This is a genomic window from Erwinia amylovora, from assembly GCF_017161565.1.
GTDB classification, from domain to species: Bacteria; Pseudomonadota; Gammaproteobacteria; order Enterobacterales; family Enterobacteriaceae; genus Erwinia; species Erwinia amylovora.
Genome location: NZ_CP066796.1, coordinates 2,752,012 through 2,776,094, shown reverse-complemented (window position 1 = coordinate 2,776,094; position 24,083 = coordinate 2,752,012). Strand labels below are relative to the sequence as shown.

At 54.5% G+C, this 24,083-nt stretch carries 28 protein-coding genes; 21 read left to right on the top strand and 7 right to left on the bottom strand.

The features are described from left to right. Positions 1-5 precede the first annotated feature (5 nt). The 11 genes from fliJ to JGC47_RS12695 all read left to right on the top strand — a co-directional run bounded on the left by fliJ (position 6) and on the right by JGC47_RS12695 (position 10,421). Positions 6-437: a flagellar export protein FliJ gene (gene fliJ / locus JGC47_RS12745; protein WP_004159312.1), complete on the top strand. Its 432-nt coding sequence runs from the start codon at positions 6-8 to the stop codon at positions 435-437. Continuing rightward, a complete protein-coding gene (locus tag JGC47_RS12740; RefSeq protein WP_004159311.1) occupies positions 434-1,549 on the top strand; it encodes a flagellar hook-length control protein FliK in 1,116 nt (371 codons plus the stop codon). The genes fliJ and JGC47_RS12740 overlap by 4 nt, the downstream gene beginning before the upstream one ends. A gap of 127 nt (positions 1,550-1,676) precedes the next feature. After that, the gene (fliL, locus tag JGC47_RS12735; RefSeq protein ID WP_004159309.1) at positions 1,677-2,174 is read left to right on the top strand and encodes a flagellar basal body-associated protein FliL; all 498 of its coding nucleotides are present in this window, start codon (positions 1,677-1,679) and stop codon (positions 2,172-2,174) included. Between the two features lie 5 nt (positions 2,175-2,179). After that, the gene (fliM, locus tag JGC47_RS12730) at positions 2,180-3,178 is read left to right on the top strand and encodes a flagellar motor switch protein FliM (RefSeq protein WP_033477715.1); all 999 of its coding nucleotides are present in this window, start codon (positions 2,180-2,182) and stop codon (positions 3,176-3,178) included. A 7-nt stretch (positions 3,179-3,185) separates the two neighbouring features. Beyond that, a complete protein-coding gene (fliN, locus tag JGC47_RS12725) occupies positions 3,186-3,560 on the top strand; it encodes a flagellar motor switch protein FliN (RefSeq protein WP_013034895.1) in 375 nt (124 codons plus the stop codon). Next, positions 3,560-3,964, top strand: a complete 405-nt coding sequence (gene fliO, locus JGC47_RS12720) for a flagellar biosynthetic protein FliO (protein WP_004159299.1) — start codon at positions 3,560-3,562, stop codon at positions 3,962-3,964. Before fliN ends, fliO begins: the two co-directional genes overlap by 1 nt. Continuing rightward, positions 3,961-4,704, top strand: a complete 744-nt coding sequence (gene fliP / locus JGC47_RS12715) for a flagellar type III secretion system pore protein FliP (RefSeq protein ID WP_004159294.1) — start codon at positions 3,961-3,963, stop codon at positions 4,702-4,704. The genes fliO and fliP overlap by 4 nt, the downstream gene beginning before the upstream one ends. Positions 4,705-4,713: 9 nt before the next feature. Beyond that, on the top strand, positions 4,714-4,983 hold the full coding sequence (gene fliQ, locus JGC47_RS12710) for a flagellar biosynthesis protein FliQ (RefSeq protein ID WP_004159293.1): 270 nt from the start codon (positions 4,714-4,716) through the stop codon (positions 4,981-4,983). Next, a complete protein-coding gene (gene fliR / locus JGC47_RS12705; RefSeq protein WP_004159292.1) occupies positions 4,983-5,762 on the top strand; it encodes a flagellar biosynthetic protein FliR in 780 nt (259 codons plus the stop codon). The genes fliQ and fliR overlap by 1 nt, the downstream gene beginning before the upstream one ends. A gap of 161 nt (positions 5,763-5,923) precedes the next feature. Beyond that, positions 5,924-9,307, top strand: coding sequence for a bifunctional class I SAM-dependent methyltransferase/glycosyltransferase (locus JGC47_RS12700; protein WP_004159291.1), 3,384 nt, complete (start codon positions 5,924-5,926; stop codon positions 9,305-9,307). Further along, positions 9,297-10,421 carry a DegT/DnrJ/EryC1/StrS family aminotransferase gene (locus tag JGC47_RS12695; RefSeq protein WP_004159287.1) on the top strand — a complete coding sequence of 375 codons (1,125 nt, stop codon included), beginning with the start codon at positions 9,297-9,299 and terminating at the stop codon, positions 10,419-10,421. The genes JGC47_RS12700 and JGC47_RS12695 overlap by 11 nt, the downstream gene beginning before the upstream one ends. 37 nt (positions 10,422-10,458) lie before the next feature. On the opposite strand, the gene JGC47_RS12690 is transcribed toward JGC47_RS12695, so the two are convergent. The 4 genes from JGC47_RS12690 to JGC47_RS12675 all read right to left on the bottom strand — a co-directional run bounded on the left by JGC47_RS12690 (position 10,459) and on the right by JGC47_RS12675 (position 14,359). Beyond that, positions 10,459-11,028, bottom strand: coding sequence for an acyltransferase (locus JGC47_RS12690; protein WP_004159281.1), 570 nt, complete (start codon positions 11,026-11,028; stop codon positions 10,459-10,461). A gap of 116 nt (positions 11,029-11,144) precedes the next feature. Continuing rightward, entirely contained in the window at positions 11,145-11,663 is a 519-nt protein-coding gene (locus JGC47_RS12685; RefSeq protein WP_004159280.1) for a hypothetical protein, read from the bottom strand. After that, positions 11,635-12,441 carry a winged helix-turn-helix domain-containing protein gene (locus tag JGC47_RS12680; RefSeq protein ID WP_004159279.1) on the bottom strand — a complete coding sequence of 269 codons (807 nt, stop codon included), beginning with the start codon at positions 12,439-12,441 and terminating at the stop codon, positions 11,635-11,637. Before JGC47_RS12680 ends, JGC47_RS12685 begins: the two co-directional genes overlap by 29 nt. 466 nt (positions 12,442-12,907) lie before the next feature. Beyond that, a complete protein-coding gene (locus JGC47_RS12675) occupies positions 12,908-14,359 on the bottom strand; it encodes a flagellin N-terminal helical domain-containing protein (protein WP_004159277.1) in 1,452 nt (483 codons plus the stop codon). A gap of 330 nt (positions 14,360-14,689) precedes the next feature. Between JGC47_RS12675 and fliD the strand changes: the two genes are divergently transcribed. From fliD to JGC47_RS12660, 3 genes are read left to right on the top strand one after another with little or no spacing between them, the layout of a single operon-like run. Further along, entirely contained in the window at positions 14,690-16,159 is a 1,470-nt protein-coding gene (fliD, locus tag JGC47_RS12670) for a flagellar filament capping protein FliD (RefSeq protein ID WP_004159276.1), read from the top strand. Positions 16,160-16,207: 48 nt separating this feature from the next. Then, positions 16,208-16,615, top strand: coding sequence for a flagellar export chaperone FliS (gene fliS / locus JGC47_RS12665; protein ID WP_004159275.1), 408 nt, complete (start codon positions 16,208-16,210; stop codon positions 16,613-16,615). Beyond that, positions 16,608-16,946, top strand: a complete 339-nt coding sequence (locus tag JGC47_RS12660; RefSeq protein WP_004159273.1) for a flagellar protein FliT — start codon at positions 16,608-16,610, stop codon at positions 16,944-16,946. The genes fliS and JGC47_RS12660 overlap by 8 nt, the downstream gene beginning before the upstream one ends. A 199-nt stretch (positions 16,947-17,145) precedes the next feature. Here JGC47_RS12660 and JGC47_RS12655 read toward each other — a convergent pair whose 3' ends face one another. From JGC47_RS12655 to flgA, 3 genes are all read right to left on the bottom strand, one after another. After that, positions 17,146-17,589 (bottom strand): flagella synthesis protein FlgN, encoded by a 444-nt coding sequence (locus JGC47_RS12655; protein WP_004159272.1) that lies wholly within the window; start codon positions 17,587-17,589, stop codon positions 17,146-17,148. Between the two features lie 19 nt (positions 17,590-17,608). Continuing rightward, on the bottom strand, positions 17,609-17,908 hold the full coding sequence (gene flgM, locus JGC47_RS12650) for a flagellar biosynthesis anti-sigma factor FlgM (RefSeq protein ID WP_004159271.1): 300 nt from the start codon (positions 17,906-17,908) through the stop codon (positions 17,609-17,611). A 72-nt stretch (positions 17,909-17,980) separates the two neighbouring features. Continuing rightward, positions 17,981-18,685: a flagellar basal body P-ring formation chaperone FlgA gene (gene flgA, locus JGC47_RS12645; RefSeq protein ID WP_004159270.1), complete on the bottom strand. Its 705-nt coding sequence runs from the start codon at positions 18,683-18,685 to the stop codon at positions 17,981-17,983. A 246-nt stretch (positions 18,686-18,931) separates the two neighbouring features. Between flgA and flgB the strand changes: the two genes are divergently transcribed. The 7 genes from flgB (at position 18,932) to JGC47_RS12610 (ending at position 24,083) form a co-directional block, all read left to right on the top strand. Beyond that, positions 18,932-19,375 (top strand): flagellar basal body rod protein FlgB, encoded by a 444-nt coding sequence (gene flgB, locus JGC47_RS12640; protein ID WP_004159267.1) that lies wholly within the window; start codon positions 18,932-18,934, stop codon positions 19,373-19,375. Positions 19,376-19,389: 14 nt separating this feature from the next. Next, positions 19,390-19,794, top strand: a complete 405-nt coding sequence (gene flgC / locus JGC47_RS12635) for a flagellar basal body rod protein FlgC (RefSeq protein ID WP_004159264.1) — start codon at positions 19,390-19,392, stop codon at positions 19,792-19,794. A 9-nt stretch (positions 19,795-19,803) separates the two neighbouring features. Beyond that, on the top strand, positions 19,804-20,484 hold the full coding sequence (locus JGC47_RS12630; RefSeq protein ID WP_004159255.1) for a flagellar hook assembly protein FlgD: 681 nt from the start codon (positions 19,804-19,806) through the stop codon (positions 20,482-20,484). A gap of 34 nt (positions 20,485-20,518) precedes the next feature. Then, positions 20,519-21,751, top strand: a complete 1,233-nt coding sequence (gene flgE / locus JGC47_RS12625) for a flagellar hook protein FlgE (protein ID WP_004162871.1) — start codon at positions 20,519-20,521, stop codon at positions 21,749-21,751. Positions 21,752-21,763: 12 nt separating this feature from the next. Then, positions 21,764-22,501, top strand: a complete 738-nt coding sequence (locus JGC47_RS12620) for a flagellar basal body rod protein FlgF (RefSeq protein WP_004159246.1) — start codon at positions 21,764-21,766, stop codon at positions 22,499-22,501. A 21-nt stretch (positions 22,502-22,522) separates the two neighbouring features. Then, positions 22,523-23,305, top strand: coding sequence for a flagellar basal-body rod protein FlgG (flgG, locus tag JGC47_RS12615; RefSeq protein ID WP_004159244.1), 783 nt, complete (start codon positions 22,523-22,525; stop codon positions 23,303-23,305). 64 nt (positions 23,306-23,369) lie between these two features. Beyond that, on the top strand, positions 23,370-24,083 hold the full coding sequence (locus tag JGC47_RS12610; RefSeq protein WP_004159242.1) for a flagellar basal body L-ring protein FlgH: 714 nt from the start codon (positions 23,370-23,372) through the stop codon (positions 24,081-24,083).

Sequence of the window (24,083 nt, the reverse complement as noted above, 5' to 3'; positions counted from 1 at the left end):
ATCCCATGACGATGCTTTGTGAGATGGCCGAAGAACAGCTGACAAAGACCACACAGGCGCTGGGAGCCGTACAGCAGAACTGGCAACAGGCGGTCACCCAGGAACAGCATTTACAGCGTTACGAGCGTGAATATCAGCAGTCGCTCCGCAGCGGCATGCAGTCGCGCGGCATGAGCGTGGCCGATTTAGTCAATCACCAGTCATTTATTTTATCCCTTAATCAGGTGCTTAAACAGCAGGGGCAGCATGTTGCCCACTGCGAGCAGGCGGTGGCGCTGGCGAAGCAGAGCTGGATTAACGACAAACAGCGGCTTAATGCCTTTGAAACGTTGCTGACGCGGCGTGAAAACGCGCGCATGCAGGCAGACAGCCGCTATGAGCAGAAATTGATGGATGAGTTCGCACAACGTGCCGGGCAAAAACGAGAAATACTATGAATATTGATATCAACGCCCTGCTGACTGGCGAAGTCGTTGGCAAGGCTAAAGGACTCAGACAGGCTGCGGCACCGGCGGGCTTGTTTAACCGCATGATGATGGCAGAGATGCCTGACGGGCGTCCGTTGTTGCCGGACACCGCGCCGGGCGATCTGCCGCAAACGAACAGGCTGCCGGAGATCGGCACGGAGCTGGTGGAAACCCTTTGCCCACAGCCGGGCGACGAACGGTTGCAGGAAATTCAGTCAGCGGATGAAGAAGCCGGCGCGTTGCTGACCCAGCCGGTGATGCCGGAAGGATGGGAGAAAAGCCCGCTCTGGCAGCTACAGCAGGCGGTGATGCAAAACGCGGCGAGCAGTGACGGGGGCGGGGAGACGCTGGCGGCGGATGAGATATCCACTGGCAAAGCGCATAACCCGTTGCCGGCGCTGCCGTTAAGCCTGAATGTGAACGACAGGCAAGACGGCGCCGCACCCCTGCTATTGCCAGACGCCCATCCGCTGGAGGTTAAATCGCAGCCTGTTACCGCTGTGCTGCGGGAAACCGGTTTGACGGAAGCAGTCAGCGCGGCTGAAGTGCAGGCACCGGGCGCGCAGTATGACGCTGGCGTAACGCGCCAGCTGCAGGCCGCGGAGCTGGCAGCACGAACTGCGGCGCTGCCAGCTCCGGCAACGGCACACAATTCGCACCCGATCGGATCGGCAGCCTGGCAACAGTCGTTGAGCCAGCAGCTGGCGCTTTATACCCGCGACGGCGTGCAGAATGCCGAGATCAGGCTGCATCCAGAAGAGTTGGGATCCCTGCAGATCACCGTGCGTATGCAGCAGGACCAGGCGCAGTTACATATTATCAGCGAACATCCTCAGGTGCGTCAGGCGCTGGAAGCGGCTTTTCCTCAGCTGCGTAGCGCGCTGGCAGAGTCCGGCGTACAGCTGGGGCAGGCCAGCGTCAGCGCTGACGGCTCATCTTCTGCCGGCGCTAACGCCCAGGGAAGTTCAGAGGGGAAAAGCGCCGAACAGGACGAGCAAGGCATTGATGACGCAGACAATAATGAGCGGACAGGCGTGACGCAGACAGCGTTGCCCGTATCAGGGATTAATACCTTCGCCTGATGTGCTGAAATAGCTGCGGTAATGCAACCTCATCACATAATTAGCCTGCTGTTTGAGTAGTCTACAATATGCGCCTTATCTGATTTGAATCAAAGCTGACGCGAGTTCTAATTACAGGATTGAGTTAATGAGTAACAAAATTAAAAAAACATCTGGCGGCGGCTCGTTGCGTACGGTTGTGTTTACCATCATGTTTCTGGTGATGATGGCAACCTGCGGTATTGCCGGATATGCCGTCTGGGAAATGAGTAAATCAACAGGCCAGTCAGCTAATCACAATGCGGTAGCAGGGGCAACGGTTGATGCAGATCCGCTATATCAGTCCTTAAGCACTTTCACCGTCAGTTTAAAGCCGACAGAAAATGAAAACGACCGCGTGCTGTATATCGGGCTGTCATTACGCATGGCCGACAAGCAGTCATTATTGACGATAGAAAAATATCTGCCGGAATATCGCAGCCGTCTTCTTATTCTGCTGGCGAAATCAAGCTATGAAGAGTTGTCCACCAATGAAGGGAAACAATTATTGGTAGATAAAATTAAACATGAAGTGAGTAAGCCGCTGGCAGCTAATCAGTCGGTGAAAGTCGCAGACGTGTTATTTAATGAATTTATTCTGCGGTAATGACTATGTCTGATAATTTTTTATCCCAGGCTGAAATTGATCATCTGCTTAACGCCGACGGCGGTGACGATCGTCAGGTTGAAGAGCAGTCCGGTTCTGTCGCTCGCGAAGCGCAGCCCTATGACCCGCATACCCAGCGGCGGGTGATCCGTGAACGTCTGCACTCGCTGGAAATTATCAACGAGAGATTCGCCCGACAGTTTCGTATGGGACTGTTTAATTTACTGCGTCGCAGCCCGGATATTACCGCCGGAAATATTAAGATTCAGCCTTACCACGAGTTCGCCCGCAATCTGCCGGTGCCAACCAACCTGAATTTGCTGCACCTGAATCCGCTGCGCGGCACCTCGCTGATGGCTTTTTCTCCCGGCGTGGTCTTCATGGCGGTGGACAATTTATTTGGCGGCGACGGGCGTTTTCCCACCAAAGCTGACGGGCGTGAATTTACCCCAACGGAACAGCGGGTCATTCATCGCATGTTGACCATGGCGCAGGAAGCGTATGAGTTTGCCTGGAGCACGATTTTCAAAATTAAGACCGAATATATTCGTTCTGAAATTCAGGTCAAATTTACCAACATTACTTCTTCGCCGAATGATGTGGTGGTAACGACGCCGTTTTTCATCGAAATCGGTTCGCACCAGGGTGAGTTCAATATTTGCATTCCGTTCAGCTCCATCGAACCGTTACGCGAACTGTTGAGTAACCCGCCGATGGAAAACTCCGGCCAGGAAGATACTCAGTGGCGCGGGCTGCTGGTCAGTCAGATGCGGGAAACCGAGCTGGAACTGGTGGCGACGTTCCCTGACTTACCGACCCGTCTGACAAACGTGATGAAGCTTAAGAAAGGGGATGTTATCCCACTCGATAAGCCAGAGCTGATCGCCGCGAGTGTCGGTGGCGTGCCGGTATTTACGGCGAAATATGGTTCAGTTAATAATCAATTTGCTCTTAAAGTAGAGCAGATGATCCCTTCAGCATTACATTCGTTAAATAAGGAATAATTTCCCCATGAGCGACAATAAACTCTCGTCGGGTTCAGCTGTAAATGACCTGGGGGCTGAGGCGATGAGCGAACAGACCTCAGAGGGAATGACACAAGCTATGTCCGCAACACATATTTCTGATGAATTGAATTTAATTCTCGATATCCCGGTAAAAATGACCGTGGAGCTGGGTCGTACCAAAATGACCATTAAAGAGCTGCTGCGTTTAAGTCAGGGTTCGGTCGTTGCGCTGGATGGTTTGGCGGGGGAACCGCTGGATATTTTGATTAACGGCTATTTAATTGCTCAGGGTGAAGTGGTAGTGGTTTCCGATAAATTCGGTATTCGTATCACCGATATTATTACCCCTTCTGAGCGTATGCATCGCCTGAGCAGATAATGAAAACCTCATCGTCAATCATTCATTCCGTACCCACGGGCGGCCCGCCCGCGTCTGATTCCGTGCTGCTTACGGTATCTGGCGCGCTGGCGTTAATCGTTCTTTTTATGGTCGCGCTGGCCTGGCTGGCCCGTCGCAGCGGTATTACCCGCCGCTTTAATGACGGTAACAGCCTGATAACCGTGGTGGCCACTAAATCGCTTGGCACACGCGAGCGGGTGGTGGTGATTGACGTCGAGGACCGTCGTCTGGTGTTGGGGGTGACGGCAACGCAGATCGCCTGTCTTGACCGCATGGAAAAACCCGCTGATGCAGAACCGGAGATGCAGGCGAGGCCAGTCGCTGATTTCCCGGCGTTACTGAGCAAACTGCGACACAAATATGGCAAAGGGGGGGACCGATGAAGCCCCGTACCGTGTTGCGCACGCTGTTGCTGATCGCGGGCATGCTGCCAGCGGTTGGCGCGCTGGCGGCCAACAGCGATATCACCCTGGCCAGCCCGCAGGGCAATGGCGGCTGGACGTTGCCGGTGCAAACGCTGGTACTGCTTAGCTCGCTGACCTTTTTACCCGCAATATTACTGATGATGACCGGCTTTACCCGCATCATTATTGTGCTGGGACTGATGCGCAATGCCCTGGGAACGCCAACGTCTCCGCCCAATCAGGTACTGGTTGGCCTGGCGCTGTTCCTTACTTTCTACGTGATGTCGCCGGTATTCAATCAGATATACGAGCAGGCCTGGCAGCCGCTGCAGGAAGACAAAATCACCATGGAAGTCGCTCTGGAGCAGGGCGTTAAGCCGCTGCGTGCCTTTATGCTGGACCAGACGCGGGAAAATGATTTGGCGATGTTTGCGCAAATGGCCAAAGCCGGTGAATTTAAAGGACCGGAAGAGGTACCGCTCGGCATTCTGGTGCCGGCCTTTGTCACCAGCGAACTGAAAACCGCCTTCCAGATTGGTTTTACTATCTTTATTCCGTTTCTGATTATTGACCTGGTGGTTGCCAGTATTCTGATGGCGCTCGGGATGATGATGGTGCCTCCGGCGACTATCGCCTTGCCTTTCAAACTGATGCTGTTCGTGCTGGTCGACGGCTGGCAGCTGCTGATGGGTTCGCTGGCACAGAGTTTCTACAGTTAGGTAACCTTGATGACACCTGAAAGCGTAATGAGCCTCGGCATCCAGGCGATTAAACTCGGCCTGATGGTGGCCGGGCCGCTGCTGCTGGCGGCACTCGCCACCGGCCTGATTATCAGTATTCTGCAGGCCGCCACGCAGATTAACGAAATGACCATGACCTTCATCCCGAAAATTCTGGTGATTATCGGGGTGGCGGTGGTGCTGGGGCCGTGGATGATGCGCAATTTCATTGAATATACCCGTTTGACGCTCACCAACATTCCGTTTGTTATTGGCTGATGGCTTTCTCCCTTCCGCTGCCGCAGATATACGATCAGCTCGGTCACTACTTCCTGGTGATGGTGCGCATTGCCGCGCTGCTGACCGTGGCCCCGGTGTTTAGTGAAAAGGGCGTCAATACCCGCGTGCGCGTTGGGCTGGCGCTGCTGATAGCTGTACTGCTTGGCGGCAATATCCCGGACAGCCATATCGCACTCTACTCGTTTCAGGGCGTCTGGGCGGTAGGTAAACAGCTGCTGATTGGCGCGGCCTTAGGGTTGTCGATGCAGCTTTTGTTTGTGGCGGTGCGTATGGCGGGCGAAATCGTCGGTATGCAGATGGGGCTGTCCTTCGCCACCTTCTTTGATCCCAACGCCGGTAATGTGCCGGTGATTGCCCGTTTTCTTAATCTGCTGGTCACGCTGCTGTTTCTGGTGTTTAACGGCCATCTGTGGCTGATTGCACTGCTGGCGGAAAGTTTTCATCAGCTGCCGGTTGACGCTGCTCCGTTGCATAACGGTGGCTTCTTCCTGCTGGTGCAGCAGGCCGGGCTGGTGTTCCGCGAAGGGCTGATGCTGGGGCTGCCAATTATTTCGCTGTTGCTGTGCATTAACTTTACCCTGGGATTACTGAACCGCCTGACCCCGCAGCTCTCCATATTTGTTATTGGCTTTCCGTTAACGCTCACCGTAGGCATGGTAGCACTGTCGCTTATTTCGCAAACGCTGGCACCTTTCATCGAAAAACTGATGGCCACCGTATTTGACAACCTTGCCGCGCTGATATCGGCGCTGGCCTGAACAATATAACCCCTTAATTATTGCTATTTGTGTCTGCTTATTAGTAATTAGCCCGGTTACTGCGGGTGTTAGAATAACCACAATTAATTCCATTTCTTTATCAGCCGCAAGGCATTCATCGCGGCTGAACGCAGCCAGAGAAATATTAATCGGGATCCCTCGTGAATACTTTATATGCTTCCTGGCATTATTCCCCGGCTGCCATCGCCTCGGCCGCGTGCCTGTATCGTTTTACCAGCGCGGATATCAGCACGGCCTCTGTGTTAGAAGTTGGCTGCGCGGCTGGCGGCAATTTACTCCGTCATGCAGCGGCTTATCCGCAAAGTATCTGCGTGGGTATTGATATTGATGCCGGACGCATTGCTGAAGGAGTACGCCAGGCGCAGGAAGCCGCACTGAGCAATCTGCACTTTTACTGCCTGGGATTGCAGGACCTGTTATCCATTGAGGTGGGGAAATTCGATTATATTATTATCCCGTCCATATACAACATGCTGGACGCCCACGCCCGCCGCGCGCTAATTAACTGGTGCCAGCGCCAGCTAGGCCCGAATGGCATTATCGCCCTGTGCTGGAGCACCCAGCCGGGAGCGCGTACGCAGCAGCAGCTGCGCCAGGCGATTGCTTACCACTGCCGCTCTGCACAGACGGAACAGGAGTGGCTGGCCAGCGCCAGGGGAATGCTGTCATTCATTGAAATGAGTAAGGCTGACGGCCTGCTGAAGCAGGCTGCGGGTGCGGCGCTGTTACTAACCGACGCCGAACTACTGGGCCAGTACCTTGAAGACAATCAGGATACCTGCCTGATCGGCGACTTTGCCGTGCGCGTAAATGCGGAACAGCTGCAGCTGCTGGGGGACGTGGTGCCACAGTACGAGATGGCGGAGTACTATGGCGAAAAGGTTGCCATGCTGCAACAGGCCGTTGCCCCGGTCAGCGACCCTTTACAGCTGCGGCAGTACCTTGATTTTGCCGTCATGCGCAGCGAGCGTTTCAGCCTGCTGGTGGCACAGAAATCAGCGCAGAGCTTTAGCGATAAACCTGACCTTAATCAGCTGGCAACTATGCACTGGGCGGCCAGCTGTGTGCCGGGGGATGAAGAACAGGTGCGCATTACCCGCTATGGCGAAAAAGTGGATGCCAGTCATCCGGCGATCCGATGCATTCTTGACTGGCTAAGTGCCGCCTGGCCGCGCAGCCTGAGCACGCAGCAGATAATCCGGTTAACCCTGGAGCCGGAAAGTCCTGACGATCATCGCGAAGTCATACTGGCGGCCTTGCAAAGGCTGTTTCTTAATAAACCGCCTTCGCTGTATCTGAGCAGCACGCCCTCACCCTACAACAGTGCCGCAGCGCAAGCGTTGCAGCCGATCTGCGCCTACAGCGAGGCCGAAGCAGGCGCTGCGGCCCTGTGCGCACGCACCAACTGGTGGGGAGAGCGTCTGGCCTTTAAGCAGCAGGAGCATGCGCTCTGGCTACGCGGGCTGACCATTGAAAATGAACAGGATGCGAAACTCGCCCTTGCCCTTGCCGGTAAAGGTTTGCTCCGCGGGGATGCACTGAGCTGGTCACGCTTTTGGCAGCGTATCTACTCCTGTGGCGACCAGGCTCTGCTGAATGGCTGTATGCGTTCTTATCTGCTGGCGACCAGCGCCGAAAGCGCGGGTGGCATGCTGACCTGTGTGCAACAACAGGTGATACGTTCGGCAAAACCGGCGTGCAGCGTGAATGCTAAAAAGGCGCGCAGAGCCGAAGAGTTGCTCAATGCGGGCTGTATGACTCAGGCTAAAGAAATCATTGCCGCGCTGCTGGCAGAACACGCGGACGATGGCAAATTCCTGCTGCTGGCGGCAACCACTTTTCACAAGTGCGGCGACAACGCAATGGCATTAACTCTGGCGACGAAAAGGCTCAGTCTCGACGGCGATTGCCAGCCGGCGATCAATCTGCTGGCGTCCATCGCCTCCGGTCAGGACAGCATGTTACCGCTGGCAAAAATTCTGTTCCAGCATCTGCTAAAGCAGGACGATAGAAATAGCGAACTGTGGCTGAAACTCTCCGGTATGTACAATATGGCGCACGACCTGGCGCGGGAAGAGCGCTGCCTGCAGAACGCGATACAGCGTGATGCGGCCAACGCCGTCAATATGTTGCGTATGGCGACGGTGTACAGTCATACCGGGCGGCTGGAAGAGGCTAAAGCGTTATGCCAGAAGGCGCTGAAGGGGCAGTTATCGGCCATCTGCCGGGCGAATGCCCAAGCGATGTATCTGTTTATCCTGTCGCACGATGCGGTGCTGACGGCAGAGGAAAAATTCCTTGCCCACCGCGAATTCGGTCAGTTAGCCCACCGCTGGGCGCGCGCCGTGATGCCGACAAGCAGGCAGCCGCAGCCGCGCGGTGAGCGCGAGAAAATACGCATTGGTTTTGTCTCCGGGGATTTGAATTCGCATCCGGTGCATCATTTTTTCTGGCCGGTATGGAAAACCCTCAACCGCGATCGCTATGAACTTTATGCCTATGCCACGGGCAAACAGGATGCGGTAAGCAAAGGTTATCAGTCTTCTGCCACCGTCTTCCGCCACGTTGCCGCTCTGAATGCCGTGGAGCTGGCGCGTCAGATCAGCGAAGACGGCATTGATGTATTGATCGACCTGTCGGGCTTTACCAACGGTAACCGGCTGTTGAGCTTTGCGCTGAAGCCGGCTCCGATACAGATGTCGTGGATTGGCTTTGTCGGCACCACCGGCCTGCAGGAGATGGATTACTACATTATTTATCACGGTATGGCAGAACCCGGCGAGCTGGACGGCATCTTCAGTGAAAAACTGGTTTCTCTGCCTTCAGCGAAACTGTTTGAGTATCACGCCAGTGCGCCCGAAATCAACCCGTTACCCGCACTAAAAAACGGCTACCTGACGCTGGGCAACTTCAACCGTCCGCAAAAACTGACTGCGGCAATGCTTGACTGCTGGGCAAAAATCCTGCTGGCGCTGCCGGATGCCCGTCTGCTGTTTGGTCATATGGCCGACCAGCAGATGAGCGATCATTATCTGGCGGAAATGACCCGGCGCGGCGTACAGCCGCCACAGCTGGTGTTCCGTAGCAAACAGAATTTTGCCGGTTACATGGCAATGCATCATGAGGTCGATATCCTGCTGGACAGCCATCCTTACTCGGCGGGCACCACGGCGCAGCACGCCATCTGGATGGGCGTGCCGCTGATCACCGCCATCGAAGGTTCCGCCGTCTCGCGCACCACGGCAATGGCGATGAAAACCCTTAATCTCGATGAGTTTGTCTGTAATAGCCTGGATGAGTATGCGCAAAAGGTGATCGCCTGGAACTCGCGCTATCAGGAGCTTGATGCCATTCGCCAGTCAATGAGAGCGCGTATTGCGCAGCGTGAGCAGGCACACAGTCACAACGCGTACTATTTTGAGCAGATGATTGATGCCGTCTGGCAGCGCCATCTTGCCGGGCAGCCGCCCGCGCCGCTGTTTATTGCCGATGCGCACCGCCGGGATAAGCCACATGCAATCTGATAAAAAAATCTACGTTACCCGCCCGTTGATGCCACCGCTGGAGGAGTTTATTCCCTACCTGGAGCAAATCTGGCATAACCAGCAGTTAACCAATAACGGCCCCTGTCACCAGCAGCTGGAGCAGGCGCTGGCGGAATATCTCGGCGTACAGCATATCAGCCTGTTTTCCAACGGCACCATGGCATTGCTAACCGCACTGCAGGCGTTGCGCATCAGTGGGGAAGTGCTGACCACGCCCTATTCATTCGTTGCCACCGCGCATTCACTGCTGTGGAACGGTCTGACCCCGGTGTTTGTCGATACCGAGGCGGACGGTTTTAATCTCGATGCGGAAAAGCTGGAGCAGGCCATTACCGCGCGTACCACGGCGATTATGCCGGTGCACTGCTATGGCGTTCCCTGCAACACGGCACGTATCCGTCAGATAGCCGATCTCTATGGTCTTAAGGTGATATACGATGCCGCCCACGCTTTCGGCGTGCAGCAACACGGGCGCAGCGTGCTGCTGGAGGGCGATCTCTCCGTCGTCAGTTTCCATGCCACCAAGGTGTTCAACACCATTGAGGGCGGGGCAATTATCAGTCATGACGCCAGCATGAAGCGCCGTATCGACCTGCTGAAAAATTTTGGCATTGCTGATGAAACCACCGTGGTGGCAGCGGGCATCAACGGCAAAATGAATGAATTGCAGGCGGCTTACGGGCTGTTACAGCTTAAGCATATTGACGGCGCCATCGCCCAGCGCGCCGCCAGCGACCAGCTGTACCGGCAGGGGCTGGCGCGGATCGGCGGCATATCCGTGCCTGATATCCCCGCCGGCATGAAATGGAACTATGCCTATTTCCCTATCGTGGTTGAAGCGGAATATGCAATCAGCCGCGACCAGTTGTACCAGGCGCTGACCGCACAGAACATTATTTCACGTCGCTATTTTTACCCGCTGATCAGCCATTTTCATATGTATAAGGATGCGCCAGGCGCACAGGTGGATAACCTGCTAAATGCGCAGCGGGCGGCCGGTAGGGTTATCTGTCTGCCGCTTTATCCGGGGCTGGAAGAGAAGACGATTGCGCACATTGTGCAGATTATTCGTTATCACTCGGACAACGCGTGATCCACCGGCGGTTGAACCGCCGTCGGGCGGTCACAGGCTAAAGCCGTTTCTCAAGGGTAAGCGGATTACGTTTACGGTCTTTGATTTTTTTAGCCGGTGATCCGCCGTAGATCGACCAGGGCTGCGTATGGTGACTGACTAACGAGTTGGCACCCACGGCAGTCCCTTCGGCAAGATGCACACCCGGCAAAATAGTGGATTGTGAACCGACAATCACATGTCGGCTAAGCGTAATTGTCTCGCAGGTGACGCGAGTCAGGTATGCAGGCACGGTCGGGTTGGTCATAAACTCACCGCTGTAATCATCACTGGTGGTGTAGATCCTTACGCCGTGCGATATGCAGGTGAAGTCATCCATCACCACGCCCCCAGTGGCCAGAATGGTGCTATGACCACCAAGATGAATGTAAGAACCCAGCTTGAAAAAACCTTCCCCGCTGGCAGTTATGGTGGAATATCCATCAATCCTGACGTTGTCGCCAATGCTGATATTAGCCAGTCCAATGATGGTGCAGTTGCGTGCTACGCGCACATTGACGCCTACCGATGCAATGCCAAAGTCTCTTAGCTCATCCTCAGTAAAATAACCGGGGTTAAACCTGTTCATTTCTGTACCCGTCCCTAACCTGAAAAAGTACGCTATTTTAGAGGTTTTTATCCCCCGGCATTGGCCTGGTCAACGTGCGGCGGTTCAGCTAATTCAGCGTAATAACGCCCGATGCTTTAGTTCACGCACAGCGTGCGCGCGCTGTTTTCATTACCGATAGCCAGCGCTTTACCGCCCAGCAGATAAACCCAGTTAGTACTGGCTTCCCCCGGAACGATATGCGGGAAAACATATTTCTCCACCTCGGCATTGCTGCTTTGATCGCCCAGCCTGCTGCTTTGCTGGATCACGGTACTGTGCAGCCGGTTGCCGCTTATTGTGGTGCTGAGCGTAACTTCCCGCAGCACCGCAACCGGGTGAAGCGACCTGCCACCATTAATATAGTGGTTGATACTGCCGGTATAGATGACGCGCCGCTGCATCGGCCCCTCACGGTAAAAGCGGTAAATGCCGCGCGTCAGCGTCCAGTTATTGTTGTCACTGATTTCATACCAGGCCTGTGGGGCAACGCAGCTGGCCTTCAGCGGAAAGAACACCATTTCTTTCAGCAGAAAAACCACAACCGGTAGCATAAAACCGCCGATAAACAACAGAATGGTGGGCGATTTAACGGTATGTAAAAGAGTATGATTCACAGTTGTTCTCCGAATCCCGCAGCGGGGTGACACAGGCGATCAGGCCCAGATTAGGGCTGGATTTGCCGGTCGTAATGTAGAGATAACGGGCATGCTCCGCATTGATATCCCCATCTTTATGTAGCGCGAACTGCGTATAGAGTTGCAGCGTCTGGAGGACCCGTTGTTTATCTGGCTGAGCTTCCCCGGCTACCCAGACTTCAGTCTGGGGAGGGGTTTTTTCATCGTACCAGCGCATATAATGAACCGGCACCGGGTTGATGGTTAGTAGCCAGCTGGTCACAGCCACCGCGCAGCAGCCCAAAACCAGCCCCGCCACGCCAGCCGCGATGCGGCGTTGCAACAGCTGGCGGGGGGCTATAACGGGCAACTCACCGCCCGCCGAAGCGGTCAGGTTGCGGGCAGTCTGTACGTCAGGCTCTGCTGCGGAGACAGCCGTCGCGCCAGGCCGATCCGCACGCACTATCAGCCGGTATCCGCTGCGCGTGACGGCGATCAGCTGGATGCGCTCGTCCACCTTGAGTGTGACCAGCGCACGGCGAATTTTGGTGATCATCACCCGCACGCTGTTGTCGGTGACCTCTATCCCGGCATGTCGCCAGCCAATATCCATTAGCTGCTCTTGAGATAACACCTGTTCTTTCGCCTGTGCCAGGGCTGCCAGACAGCGGCAGGCAGAGGTCGGGAGCATGACGCTTTTTCCGTCCTGAGTGCGCGACAGCGATCGGGTGCGCCTGTCCAGCCTGACCAGATCACCGATGATAATATTGTTATCCATTGTATGAACTCATCTTCTTAGTATAGGTGTCAGTGAGTTATTGATTAAATGGTCCGTGCAGATTATCCCTGTTCGGTGGGAATGACAGACTTATTGTTAACAGGGCAAAGCCGGGCAGATTCGCGTAAGGCTTACCACTATTAATGTATTCGTTAAACATGTTGCTGAATAGCATCCTGTAACAGGCTAATTAGTCAGTCATTGTATCTGTTTATTATGCACAATTTTTCGCGACATGTCGTGCTAGTTACCCGTATCATTATTTTTCTTCGTTATTTTACAGGTCATTTTACGCGTAACGAATAAGCGATGTCGGCGGGCAAGGTTTTATTTAACCTGAGCGAAAAGCAATAACCTTTCCAGACGATAATTTGCTGGCGGGATGATTTCTGCGGGGAATAAAAAAGCCCTCCCGGAAGGGAGGGCTGTAACCCGAAATTAAGGGCAAGGCTGGAAATCAGCGCAATTAACGCAGCAGGCTCAGTACGTTCTGAGGAACCTGGTTTGCCTGTGACAGTACGGTGATACCGGCCTGCTGCAGGATGTTGGCACGGCTCATGGAAGACACTTCTGCAGAGAAGTCAGCATCCAGGATGCGCGACTTAGCTTCAGTCATGTTGTTCACGGTGGTGTTCAGGTTGCTGATAATAGAGTTGAAACGGTTCTGCACCGCACCCAGACCTGAACGGAAGCTGTCAACCTGTGCCAGCGCGGAGTCCATGGTTGCCAGCAGGCCATTGTTGCCATGAGCCAGCTCGCCCAGTTTCTGCGTATCTGCAGCCGCCAGAGCAGTGCCTTTAGCGGCAGTGATTGCGCCTGCATTATCAGCCAGAGTCATCTCTGCGGCAGTTTTCACGCCAGATGCATCGGTGTGAACCGCATAGTACTTAACTGCGCCCGCATCATCAGTCAGGCCGATAAGCTCCATGTCAGCGGCATCAACACCCATTTCCGCAGCGATATCAGTCATATCCTGCTCGGTCAGCTTATGCGCTGTGCCGGCAAGATCGATTTCCTGACCTGCTTTAAGCACTTCGCCTTCACCAGTCAGCTTGCTTGGGCCATTTGCCAGGATATCGGCATCAACGGCGCTGAGTTTTTCACCGGCGGTAGCTGTAGCCAGTACGCCTGAGCCATCACCCTTAAGAGTGACTTCTGTCGCTTCGCCAGTCGCGGAGTCAAGGGCATAGTAAGTTTCTTTACCTGCTTCACCAACGCTGTACAGAGAAACATCACCCGCAGCTGCACCAACGGCTGCTTCAATCGATGACATCGCTGAGGCATTAAGGGTAACTTGTTCCGCACCCGCGTTAACCTTGTCGTTCAGCGTAATTTTGTTACCTGCCGCATCCAGCGTAGGTTTAGCACCCGAGCTGGCCAGCGCGCCGGTCACGTCGTAGCCATCCAGGCCCAGTTTTTCCAGGTCCATTGCCGGCAGGTCGATGCCGATAGTCTGGCCATCTTTCGCGCCGATCTGAATCTGCAGCTGAGAAGTAGAACCGTCCAGCACGTTCACGCCGTTGAAGTCGGTGTCTTTAGCGATACGGCCGATTTCAGCCAGACGCGCGGTGATCTCTTCCTGTACGGATTTCTTATCAGATTCTGAGTTGGTGCCGTTCAGCGCCTGCTCGGTCAGACGACGAATGTTCAGCAGGTTGTCGTTGATTTCGTTCAGTGCACCTTCAGTGGTCTGCGCCAGAGAGATACCGTCGTTGGCGTTACGTGCCGCCTGAGTCATGCCTTCGATGCTGGCAGTGAAACGGTTGCTGATAGCCTGACCGGCAGCATCATCTTTCGCACTGTTGATACGCAGGCCGGAAGACAGACGCTGGATCGCGGTGCCCAGAGAGGCCTGGGATTTGTTCAGGTTAGTCTGAGCCATCAGACTCAGTGCGTTAGTGTTAATGACCTGGGCCATATTAATATCCTCGTAGAATGGTTGGGCTAATTAAACTTATGCGTTCGTTGTTGCGCATAACTTATCTATCGGTGGGAATAAAAAAGGACTAAAATTTTTTTAGCGGTTTTTTTTAAATAAGCGAAATGGATTCACTTTCGTAGCCAGTTTGGCTATTTAAAATATCGCCTTTCCTTTATTGCATCATTAAATGTGAAAACAGACGACAAAGCCTGCTAAACCCGGCGACGCGTATTGTTGGCCCCACGATAAAAAATTAAACTAAAAAACAGAACATCCGATTGCTATAAATGACGATGATAAAATGCCTATGATATGCAGGAGAGAAAAATGGCTGGATTTGCAATACCAGGACTGGGTTCTGGCGGCACCATCGATTTCAGTTCGATGCTCGATCAAATTAAAATGGCTGAACAGCAGAAGCTGGTTCCTTATGACAAGCGTAAAACGGTCTATACCGGCCAGGTATCGGCGTGGGGAAAAATCTCCAGCTCGCTGTCGGCACTGAGCGACAATATCAGCAAGATGGGCGAGGACGGCTTCCACGGCGTCAACGTCAGCACCAACAAGGCGTTTAAAGCCACCGCCAAGGCGGGCGCCCAGCCGGACAGCTATGAAATTTACGTTGAGCAGTTGGCGCGCGCGCACAAAATCGGCACCGGCTCGCAGAGCGATAAAACCAACAATCTGGGCGATCGGAGCGTTGATACGCGTACGCTGAAAATCACCGTGGGCGACGGCGAGCCGATGGAAATCGAGCTGGCGAAGGATCAGACCTCACTGGAGCAGATAGCCAAAAAGATCAACCAGGAAAAAGGCAACGTCACGGCCTCGGTGCGGCCGACCGAAGAGGGCGGCTTCACGCTGGTGATGACCTCGAAGAAAACCGGTGAAGAAGGGCAGATCGCCGTGGAAGTCAGCGGCGATGACGCGCTTGCCGGGGTGCTGGATTTTGATCCGAATGTGCAGCCAAGAGCAGGTAGCAACGCGATGTCCACCGTCACCGAGGCGCAAAACGCCATTATGGTGATCGATGGCACCCGGCTGGAGCGCAGCAGCAACACCATCAACGATGCCGTTGAAGGGGTCACTCTGGAACTGCAGCAGGTATCAGAGAAAGACAAGGATGGCGAGTATGCCTATGAAAACCTGTCGATCACCAGCGATACCAGTAAATTCAAAGGGGCGATTGAGGAGTTCGTTAAGCTGTATAACGCCTTTATCAGCGCGTCCGACAGCGCCAGCGCATGGAAAGCACCGGCTGACGACGCCGAAGGCGAGGCGAATCCCGGCAACGGCCCGCTGATGGGCAACGGCACGCTGCGCCGTCTGACCAATGACATCCGTTCCATTACCGGCAGTGATAACAGCCAGCTAAGCCAGGTATTTTCTTCTTTGGCGAAGCTGGGGATCGAAGTGAAGGTGGAAGATGCCGGTACCGGCAAACTGACCATAGACAGCAGCAAGCTGGATGACGCGGTTAAAAACAATCCGGACGAGATCGAAGCGCTGTTCCTCGGCAAAGGGGAATCTGAAGGTGTCGCTGACAGGTTGCAGGAGATGATTAAAACCTACATCGGCGATAAGGACAGCATTCCGAAAACCACCGGCATCATCGGACAAACCACCAAAGGGCTGGAAGAGCAGACCAAACAGGTCAGCGCGCGCATGAGCCAGGTGCAAAAGATGATTGATGCCACCGTGGAACGTAACCGTAAAGACTTCGAACGCCTCGATCTGGCGATGAACAAAATGAACAATATGAGCAGCCAGCTCTCTTCCATGCTGGCCGGACTTTAACTTTCAGATACGCCGGGCGCGGCTGCGCGCCCGGCAGGAAAACGCACTATGTATACCCGAACTGGCCAAAACGCCTACGCGAAAATTTCGCTGGAAAGCCAGCTGGCAGGTGCCACGCCGCATCAGCTGATCACCATGCTGTATGAGGGCGCTATCAACGCTATGCTGCGGGCGAAAATCTATTTTGAGCAGGGCAATATCCCGCGCCGGGGAGAGATGATCTCGCGTGCGATTAATATTATCGACAACGGGCTGCGCGCCGGTCTCAATCATGAAATCGGTGGCAACATTTCCGCCGAGATGGAGAGCCTGTATGAATATGTTTCGCGCAATCTGCTGCTGGTTAATCTGCAACAGAACCCCGAGCCGCTGCCGCAGCTGATCGAGCTGATGACCGATATGTCCAATACCTGGAAAGAGATTGAGCCGGCGAAAAAGCAGGTAAATCATGGGTAACACGCTGATGTCAGAATTACAGCGCATCAGCCAGCTGCATGATGAGCTGATGGTACTGAGCTGCGAAAGCCGCTGGGATGAGTTTATTGCGGCGTTGGGCCCCTGTGCGGATCTTCTCCGCGAAGCCATGCTGCTGGACAGCAGCGCCCTGAACGTAGATGAGCTGGCGGCCGCCCGCGAGCTTATCACCACTTTGCAGGATAACGAAGCGCTGATGGTTCAGCGTATGCGCGCCAGGCTTGACCAGCTGCGTGAAGAGATGTCCGGACTCAATAAAGGTAAGGCGGTCAGCAACGCCTACGCCGCCCCGTTTACCGCCAGCATTCGTTAAGTTATCCTGTCATCTTTATTCCTCGCGCCGCCTCACCTTCGCTTATCTCATGTCCCCAGCTGCTTAGCGGTTTCAGATCCTGGGGATGCGCTGTCTTATTCCCTCAGCGGGGATGACCATTATTTGAGCGAATTGCAGGCAAAAAAAAGCCAGCGGCTAGCTGGCAAAAGGGCACAATAATTTTAAGGAGTGGATCGCGTTACACGCTGATACGATAACTTCCCCCTACGGGGGCAACGTGCGATTCTCCCGTCGAGCCATAGAGGCTGTTATTTCCCCCGACGGTGGTCACGATCTGCTTTATCTGCGTATTGGTTTTCATATGCATATTCAGCAGCTCTTCAACTCTAAGATTGAGTTTCCTGGTACTTTCAACTTTCTCACTCAATTGCTGCCAGCAGCTAAATAGTTTTACCTGCTGACGGTAGGGGGCAGAAATATGCATTTCTGCCTCTTCCTTACGGCGCAGTTCATCATAATAACGAATGGTCGATAACAGTTGGCTTTTATTATCCGTTAATATCTGTAGCGAAACGGGGTTGATCTGCGGGCGACTTAAATGATTGAACTCTTCAATCATCACCCCTTCCAGTTCGCCAAGCGACGTTTTCATTTGCGACAAGATCGGATATAGCTTATCCATAACAAACACAACTCATTCATTAATTAAATTGAAAAATATCCATTACCAGCGCACGAGCGATTTTTTGCGGATCTAACGGCAGTTCACCGGCGTTTAATGCGGCGCGAATTTCAGCAACCCGACGTTCGTCAATATCGTTGCTGCTGTCGCTTTTCATCTGTTGCACCAGGCTGCTTAATCTTACCCGGGTGGTATCATCCCCGGAAGCGTTGTGGGCTACCGGGTTAGCGGAATCGTGGTTCAGCTGACGGCCGCGCATATCACGAACGGTAGCAATAGCATTAGCGGCGGCGGCCGGTGTGGTACGGTCAATACTCATTTTATCCTCGCCAAATAGTCTTGTTCATTCTGCGTATACTTTTCTCATCGGCGTGCGAGGAAAAAACTAAAATTATTGTTGCAGTAAAATTTCAACCTGGCCGTCATGGGCCACTTTACCGCTGATGGTGCGCCCGGTTCGCATCTGGACTTTCAGCGTATCATCTACTGACGCGTTGGCGAGCGCCTTACCCTGGCTGCGAATACGAAAGCCCTCGCCGTGGGTGACAATATCCACCATTTGTCCGGCATGCAGCAGCCACTGCTGGCGCAGCTGATTTTGCACGATCGGGCTGCCGGCGTTGAGTGCGCGTGTGGTGGTTTGACCAACAATCTGGTTGATGTCAAACAGGATACCGGCTGGCTGATGATCCAGGCTGCCGGCGTGCGTTTCAATATCGTCGGCGCGGATGACGCTGCCCGCCGGAAGATTTTTCTTTGCCACCCACCAGCTGCCGTGTGCGCTGATCTGAATCTGTAAATAATGGCGGCGTGCGCCGCACTGGGCGATCACGCTGCGTTTGCCGGTCAGCCTGCTATCATTTCCGGCCAGTGACAGCACCGGATCGGGGCATATCGCCGCCAGCTGGCGGGCGGGCGTCAGCAGCTTTGCCAGCTGGACCACGTTACCGTCATGCTCCGCTCCCTGTTTTTTCTTTAATAGCTGATCGATTCTCACCGACAGACGTTGCTCAATGCCGGAAGAGGTATGAGGAGTGGCATACAGCGTCGAACTCCAGCACAGCGCCAGGATCAGATAACGATAACGAGAAAACATATTTAAGCGTGCCTTACATCTGTTAATAGCTTGCGGATAACTACGAATAAGCGATCTGATCCCTGTCGCTGACGGTATAAATTATAACCTGGACTGAGAAGATGTTATTGCACTAAATGCCAGCGCTTTTGCAGCTAATTTATCGACTAAATTCTCTATTTCACATAAGCGTGTTCTTATTCATTTAAATGCGCCTGTTTGTGTTATTTCCTTGCGGTGTAATATTTTCTTCCTGCTGGCTAAAATATGACGGTTAATTTACAGGCGCGAGAACAAATATTCATGATTAATAAACTTGATGATGCGTTTCTCTTTCAGCAGGAGGCGTTGAGTTTACTCTCGCGTCGGCAGGAAGTGCTGGCATCCAACATTGCAAATGCGGATACCCCAGGCTATTTGGCACGGGATATTGATTTTTCTCAGCAGCTTAAAAATACCCTGGCGAATCAGTCGATGGCGAAATCGCCGGTATCACTGTCATTAACCGCGGAAAAGCATATTGAGGGGAAAGGCAGGCCGTTTGATGACGCGAATTTGCTGTATCGCACGCCGGACCAGCCGAGTGCGGATGGTAATACCGTGGATATGGACCGTGAGCGTATTGGCATGGCTGATACCAACGTGAAATACCAGTCTGGCCTGACATTCCTCGGTGCTGATATTAAGAAAATGATGAGCGTGCTGGCTTAAGGAGAATCGTAAATATGTCGTTATTTAGCGTTTTTGATATTTCAGGTTCGGCGATGGCGGCGCAGTCAAAAAGACTCAACGTCAGCGCCAGCAATATGGCCAACGCCGACAGTGCGGTCGGGCCGGACGGGCAGCCTTATCGTGCCCGCCAGGTAACTTTTGAAGTCGATGCCGCCGCCGGTAATGAGATTGGTGGCGTAAAGGTGGGCGAAGTGGTGGAAAGCAGCGCCCCGGACCGCCTGGTGTATGAACCCGGTAATCCGCTGGCGGACCAGCAGGGCTATGTGCGCATGCCCAATGTCAACGTGGTGGATGAAATGGTCAACACGCTTTCCGCCTCCCGCAGCTATCAGGCCAATGTCGAAGTGATGAACTCCGCCAAAGCCATGATGTTAAAGACCCTTTCACTGGGTCAGTAAGGAAAATCAATGTCAGTTTCACCCGTTAATAATACCCGTGGCCCTGGTCAGGTTGATATGGGGAGCAGCGCTGCCGATCTCTCCGGTAGTTTTATGACGCTGCTGATTGCTCAGATGCAGAATCAGGACCCGACTAACCCGATGGACAACAATCAGCTGACGTCGCAGCTGGCGCAGTTCAACACCGCTTCCGGAGTCGAGAAACTCAACGACTCAGTCGCCATTGTTGGCGGCATGCTGGTCCAGATGCAGGAAATGGGCGCGACCTCCTGGGTGGGGCGCGAAGTGATGATCGCCGGTGATGCCAAAGTGACCTGGGGTAGTGCTGCGGAGCCGTATGCTGATGCCGGTAAAGAACTGAACTTCAATCTCAGTGGCGATGCGGAAACCGTCACGGTGACGTTGACCAATGATAACGGTGAAAGCTATAGCGCAGAGCTGAAGGATGCGAAGCCCGGAGTGAATAAGTTCAGCCTGAGCGATCTTGAGAACTTCAAGCCATCGCCACCGCCAGCAGGCAGCGAGTATACCGTCACTTATTCTGCCAGTAATGCCGGGGGAGAAGCGCCAACGGTCACCGGGCTGACCCTCGACAAGGTTGAGTCCGTGTCGTTTGACCAGGGGCGTGCGGTGCTGCACCTGGCCAGTAAAGGCACTACCGCCATTAATGACATTTTCGTGATTCAGTAACTCTCTTTCAAACCTTACTTTCTGGACATTTATTATGAGCTTTTCACAAGGCCTTAGCGGGCTGAACGCCGCGGCCAGCGCGCTGGACGTGGTCGGTAACAATATCGCCAACTCGCAGACTTTTGGCTTTAAATCCGGCTCTATCGGCTTCGCCGATATCTTCGCCGGGGCACAGGGCATGGGCGTGCAGGTTGCGGGTAGCGGCCAGAACTTCAAAGACGGTGGCTTAACCGGCACCGGGCGCAATCTGGATATGGGCATTAACGGCAACGGCTTTTTCCGCCTGATGGATGAAGCGGGCCAGGCCTATTACAGCCGCAACGGCCAGTTCGATACCGATGTTAACGGTTATATTACCAACCTGACCAACGGCCTGCGCCTGACCGGCTATCAGGCAACCGGTACGCCGCCTGCCATTCAGGCTGGTGCCGCCGTTGCGCCAATCCAGATCGATAAGACCGGAATGCCGCCGGTAGCCTCCACCAGCGGTAAGCTGAACGGCAACCTGACGGCCAGTTCAGAGGTGATTACCAAAACGCCTTTCGACCACACTGATGCCGATACATTTAACTCATCCAGTCAGATTGAAGCTTTTGACAGCCTTGGCAATCGTCACACCATCGATATCTATTATGTGAAAACCGCCACCGGTGAATGGAAAGCCTATGCCAACGACGCCAGCGCGCCGGTGACCAGCGGTACGCCGCCCAAGTCTGAATACACCGAACTGGCTATCACATTCGATGAAAATGGCAAGCTGACCAATGATGCGGCCAGCAGCATTCTCAACGTCAAGAGCGCTGGCCTCAACGGCGCGACCCCGCTGGATCTGCAGCTCGATCTCTCTGGCATCACCCAGCATGAGTCCGATGCCTCGACCTTTGAACCGGTGAAAACTGACGGTCACGCCGCCGGTAACTACGTCAACTTCCAGATCGGTGATAACGGTGAGATCACCGCTAACTACGACAACGGTGAAAAGCAGCTGATCGCTCAGGTGGTACTGGCGAACTTCGCTAACCCCGGCGGTTTGCAGCAGAACGGCAATAACACCTGGGTGGAATCTCCGCAGTCCGGTGGCTCCATCATCGGCACGGCCGGCTCCGGCAGCTTTGGCAGCCTGACCGGCGGCGCACTGGAGAATTCCAACGTCGATCTGGGTAGCGAGATGGTCAATATGATTGTCTACCAGCGTAACTACCAGTCGAACTCGCAGACGATCAAAACCCAGTCTGAGATGTTGCAGACCCTGGTTAACCTACGCTAAGGGCAGTCATCAATGGATCGCGCTATCTATACCGCGATGAGCGCCGCAAATGCGGCGCTGAATCGCCAGGCGGTAACGTCTAACAATATGGCCAACGCCGCCACCACCGGGTTCCGCGCCCAGATGGCGGCGTTCCGTGCGGTGCCGGTCGAAGGGGAAACCATCGCCACGCGCGCGCTGGTGGTCGACAGCACGCCGTACCACGACGGCACTATGGGCCCGCTTAATCACACCGGCCGCAGTCTGGACGTTGCGCTGCCGCAGAATGGCTGGCTCGCCGTAGCCATGCCTGACGGCACGGAAGCCTACACGCGAAACGGTGCTATTGAGGTGGATCGTGACGGTGCGCTTAGCGTCAATGGCTATCCGCTGATGGGCGATGGGGCACCGCTAACGGTTCCGCCGCAGTCGGCGGTAACCATCGCGCCGGACGGTACGCTGACGGCGCTGGGTGCCGGCGACGATCCCACCACCGTCACACCGGTCGGACGCCTGAAGCTGGCTAACGCCAGTATTCAGGATTTACTGCACGGCGACGAAGGGCTGTTCCATCCTAAAGCCGGTGACTCACTGCCTGCTGATGCCGCGTTGCGCCTCAGTCCGGAAACGCTGGAAGGCAGTAACGTCAGTCCGGTGAAAGCCATGACGGAGATGATCGCCACCGCCCGCAGCTTTGATATGAACATGAAAACCATCCGCACCGCCGATGAAAATGCCAAGCAGGCTAATCAGTTATTAAGTGTGGGCTAACGCCCGTACGGGAGTCATAAGATGATCCGCTCTTTATGGATTGCAAAAACCGGTCTTGAAGCACAGCAGACCAATATGGACGTTATTTCCAACAACCTGGCCAACGTTGGCAGCACCGGCTTTAAACGCCAGCGTGCGGTATTCCAGGATCTGCTTTATCAAACCATGCGCCAGCCCGGCGCACAGGCGTCAGAGCAGACGACCTTGCCGACCGGCATGCAGCTGGGGACCGGGGTGGCGACCGTGGCCACCCAGCGTATGCACACCCAGGGATCGCTGACGCAAACCGGCAGAGATTACGATATGGCGATTCAGGGCAAAGGCTTCTTCCAGGTGCAGCTGCCAGACGGCACCACCGCCTATACCCGCGACGGATCGTTCAGCCTGAATGAAAACGGGCAGATGGTGACGGCGGAAGGCAACCCGGTACAGCCGGATATTACCGTACCGGCCGATGCGCAGAAGCTGACCGTCGGCGAAGACGGTATTGTTACCGCCACCGTACCTGGCCAGGCGGCTCCGCAGCAGATTGGTCAGCTGACGCTGGCGAACTTTATCAATGATGCCGGCCTGGAAAGCCTTGGTGGCAATCTTTACGCCGAGACCCAGGCATCCGGTGCGCCGAACGAAGCCACTCCCGGCATGGACGGCGCGGGTCGCCTCAAGCATCAGTATATCGAAACCTCTAACGTCAACGTGGCGGAAGAGTTAGTGACGATGATCCAGGTTCAGCGCGCCTACGAAATCAACAGTAAGGCGGTTTCGGCTTCCGATCAGATGTTACAGCGGCTTGCCCAGCTGTAATCCTTACCTTTACCCGCCGACGGGTGATGCCGGGCGGGTTGTGGACCCTTTAGTCATAAATGATATGAATAATTCTTGTACTGTTTCTCATCACGGCTGGCGCCGCGTCGTCGCCGTTAGCGCGGTCCTGTTGCTGACTGGCTGTGCGCATATCATGCAGCAACCGCTGGTTCAGGGACCCACTTCTGCGACACCATTACAGATGGCTCCGATCGGTGCCAGCGGCTCGCTGTTTCAAAGCGGGCAGGCTATGAACTATGGCTATCAGCCGATGTTTGAAGATCGCCGACCGCGCAACGTCGGCGATACGCTGACCATTCTGCTGCAGGAAAATGTCAGCGCCAGCAAAAGTTCATCCGCCAGTGCCAACCGTAATGGATCCGCCGGTATGGGGCTTGAGGTCGTACCGTCATCCGTCAGCGGTGCGCTTGGTAACGGCAAACTGGATTTCAACGCCGGTGGTCAGTCCGATTTTGCCGGTAAGGGCGGCGCTGCGGCGCGTAACACCTTCACCGGCACGATTACCGTCACCGTCAATCAGCTGTTGCCAAACGGTAACCTGCAGGTGGTGGGTGAAAAGCAGATCGCCATTAACCAGGGGACGGAATTTATCCGCTTCTCGGGGGTGGTTAATCCGCGCACCATCAGCGGCAACAACACCGTCTCTTCGACGCAGGTTTCAGATGCGCGCATCGAATATGTCGGCAATGGCTATATCAATGAATCGCAGAACATGGGCTGGTTACAGCGTGTGTTATTGAATATCTCACCTTTCTAG

What these genes read in the sequence shown, in the direction of transcription:
- fliJ (WP_004159312.1), top strand. Translation starts at nt 6, where the DNA reads ATGACGATGCTTTGTGAGATGGCCGAAGAACAGCTGACAAAGACCACA.
- JGC47_RS12740 (WP_004159311.1), top strand. Translation starts at nt 434, where the DNA reads ATGAATATTGATATCAACGCCCTGCTGACTGGCGAAGTCGTTGGCAAG.
- fliL (WP_004159309.1), top strand. Translation starts at nt 1,677, where the DNA reads ATGAGTAACAAAATTAAAAAAACATCTGGCGGCGGCTCGTTGCGTACG.
- fliM (WP_033477715.1), top strand. Translation starts at nt 2,180, where the DNA reads ATGTCTGATAATTTTTTATCCCAGGCTGAAATTGATCATCTGCTTAAC.
- fliN (WP_013034895.1), top strand. Translation starts at nt 3,186, where the DNA reads ATGAGCGACAATAAACTCTCGTCGGGTTCAGCTGTAAATGACCTGGGG.
- fliO (WP_004159299.1), top strand. Translation starts at nt 3,560, where the DNA reads ATGAAAACCTCATCGTCAATCATTCATTCCGTACCCACGGGCGGCCCG.
- fliP (WP_004159294.1), top strand. Translation starts at nt 3,961, where the DNA reads ATGAAGCCCCGTACCGTGTTGCGCACGCTGTTGCTGATCGCGGGCATG.
- fliQ (WP_004159293.1), top strand. Translation starts at nt 4,714, where the DNA reads ATGACACCTGAAAGCGTAATGAGCCTCGGCATCCAGGCGATTAAACTC.
- fliR (WP_004159292.1), top strand. Translation starts at nt 4,983, where the DNA reads ATGGCTTTCTCCCTTCCGCTGCCGCAGATATACGATCAGCTCGGTCAC.
- JGC47_RS12695 (WP_004159287.1), top strand. Translation starts at nt 9,297, where the DNA reads ATGCAATCTGATAAAAAAATCTACGTTACCCGCCCGTTGATGCCACCG.
- JGC47_RS12690 (WP_004159281.1), bottom strand. Translation starts at nt 11,028, where the DNA reads ATGAACAGGTTTAACCCCGGTTATTTTACTGAGGATGAGCTAAGAGAC.
- JGC47_RS12680 (WP_004159279.1), bottom strand. Translation starts at nt 12,441, where the DNA reads ATGGATAACAATATTATCATCGGTGATCTGGTCAGGCTGGACAGGCGC.
- JGC47_RS12675 (WP_004159277.1), bottom strand. Translation starts at nt 14,359, where the DNA reads ATGGCCCAGGTCATTAACACTAACGCACTGAGTCTGATGGCTCAGACT.
- fliD (WP_004159276.1), top strand. Translation starts at nt 14,690, where the DNA reads ATGGCTGGATTTGCAATACCAGGACTGGGTTCTGGCGGCACCATCGAT.
- fliS (WP_004159275.1), top strand. Translation starts at nt 16,208, where the DNA reads ATGTATACCCGAACTGGCCAAAACGCCTACGCGAAAATTTCGCTGGAA.
- JGC47_RS12660 (WP_004159273.1), top strand. Translation starts at nt 16,608, where the DNA reads ATGGGTAACACGCTGATGTCAGAATTACAGCGCATCAGCCAGCTGCAT.
- JGC47_RS12655 (WP_004159272.1), bottom strand. Translation starts at nt 17,589, where the DNA reads ATGGATAAGCTATATCCGATCTTGTCGCAAATGAAAACGTCGCTTGGC.
- flgM (WP_004159271.1), bottom strand. Translation starts at nt 17,908, where the DNA reads ATGAGTATTGACCGTACCACACCGGCCGCCGCCGCTAATGCTATTGCT.
- flgA (WP_004159270.1), bottom strand. Translation starts at nt 18,685, where the DNA reads ATGTTTTCTCGTTATCGTTATCTGATCCTGGCGCTGTGCTGGAGTTCG.
- flgB (WP_004159267.1), top strand. Translation starts at nt 18,932, where the DNA reads ATGACGGTTAATTTACAGGCGCGAGAACAAATATTCATGATTAATAAA.
- flgC (WP_004159264.1), top strand. Translation starts at nt 19,390, where the DNA reads ATGTCGTTATTTAGCGTTTTTGATATTTCAGGTTCGGCGATGGCGGCG.
- JGC47_RS12630 (WP_004159255.1), top strand. Translation starts at nt 19,804, where the DNA reads ATGTCAGTTTCACCCGTTAATAATACCCGTGGCCCTGGTCAGGTTGAT.
- flgE (WP_004162871.1), top strand. Translation starts at nt 20,519, where the DNA reads ATGAGCTTTTCACAAGGCCTTAGCGGGCTGAACGCCGCGGCCAGCGCG.
- JGC47_RS12620 (WP_004159246.1), top strand. Translation starts at nt 21,764, where the DNA reads ATGGATCGCGCTATCTATACCGCGATGAGCGCCGCAAATGCGGCGCTG.
- flgG (WP_004159244.1), top strand. Translation starts at nt 22,523, where the DNA reads ATGATCCGCTCTTTATGGATTGCAAAAACCGGTCTTGAAGCACAGCAG.
- JGC47_RS12610 (WP_004159242.1), top strand. Translation starts at nt 23,370, where the DNA reads ATGAATAATTCTTGTACTGTTTCTCATCACGGCTGGCGCCGCGTCGTC.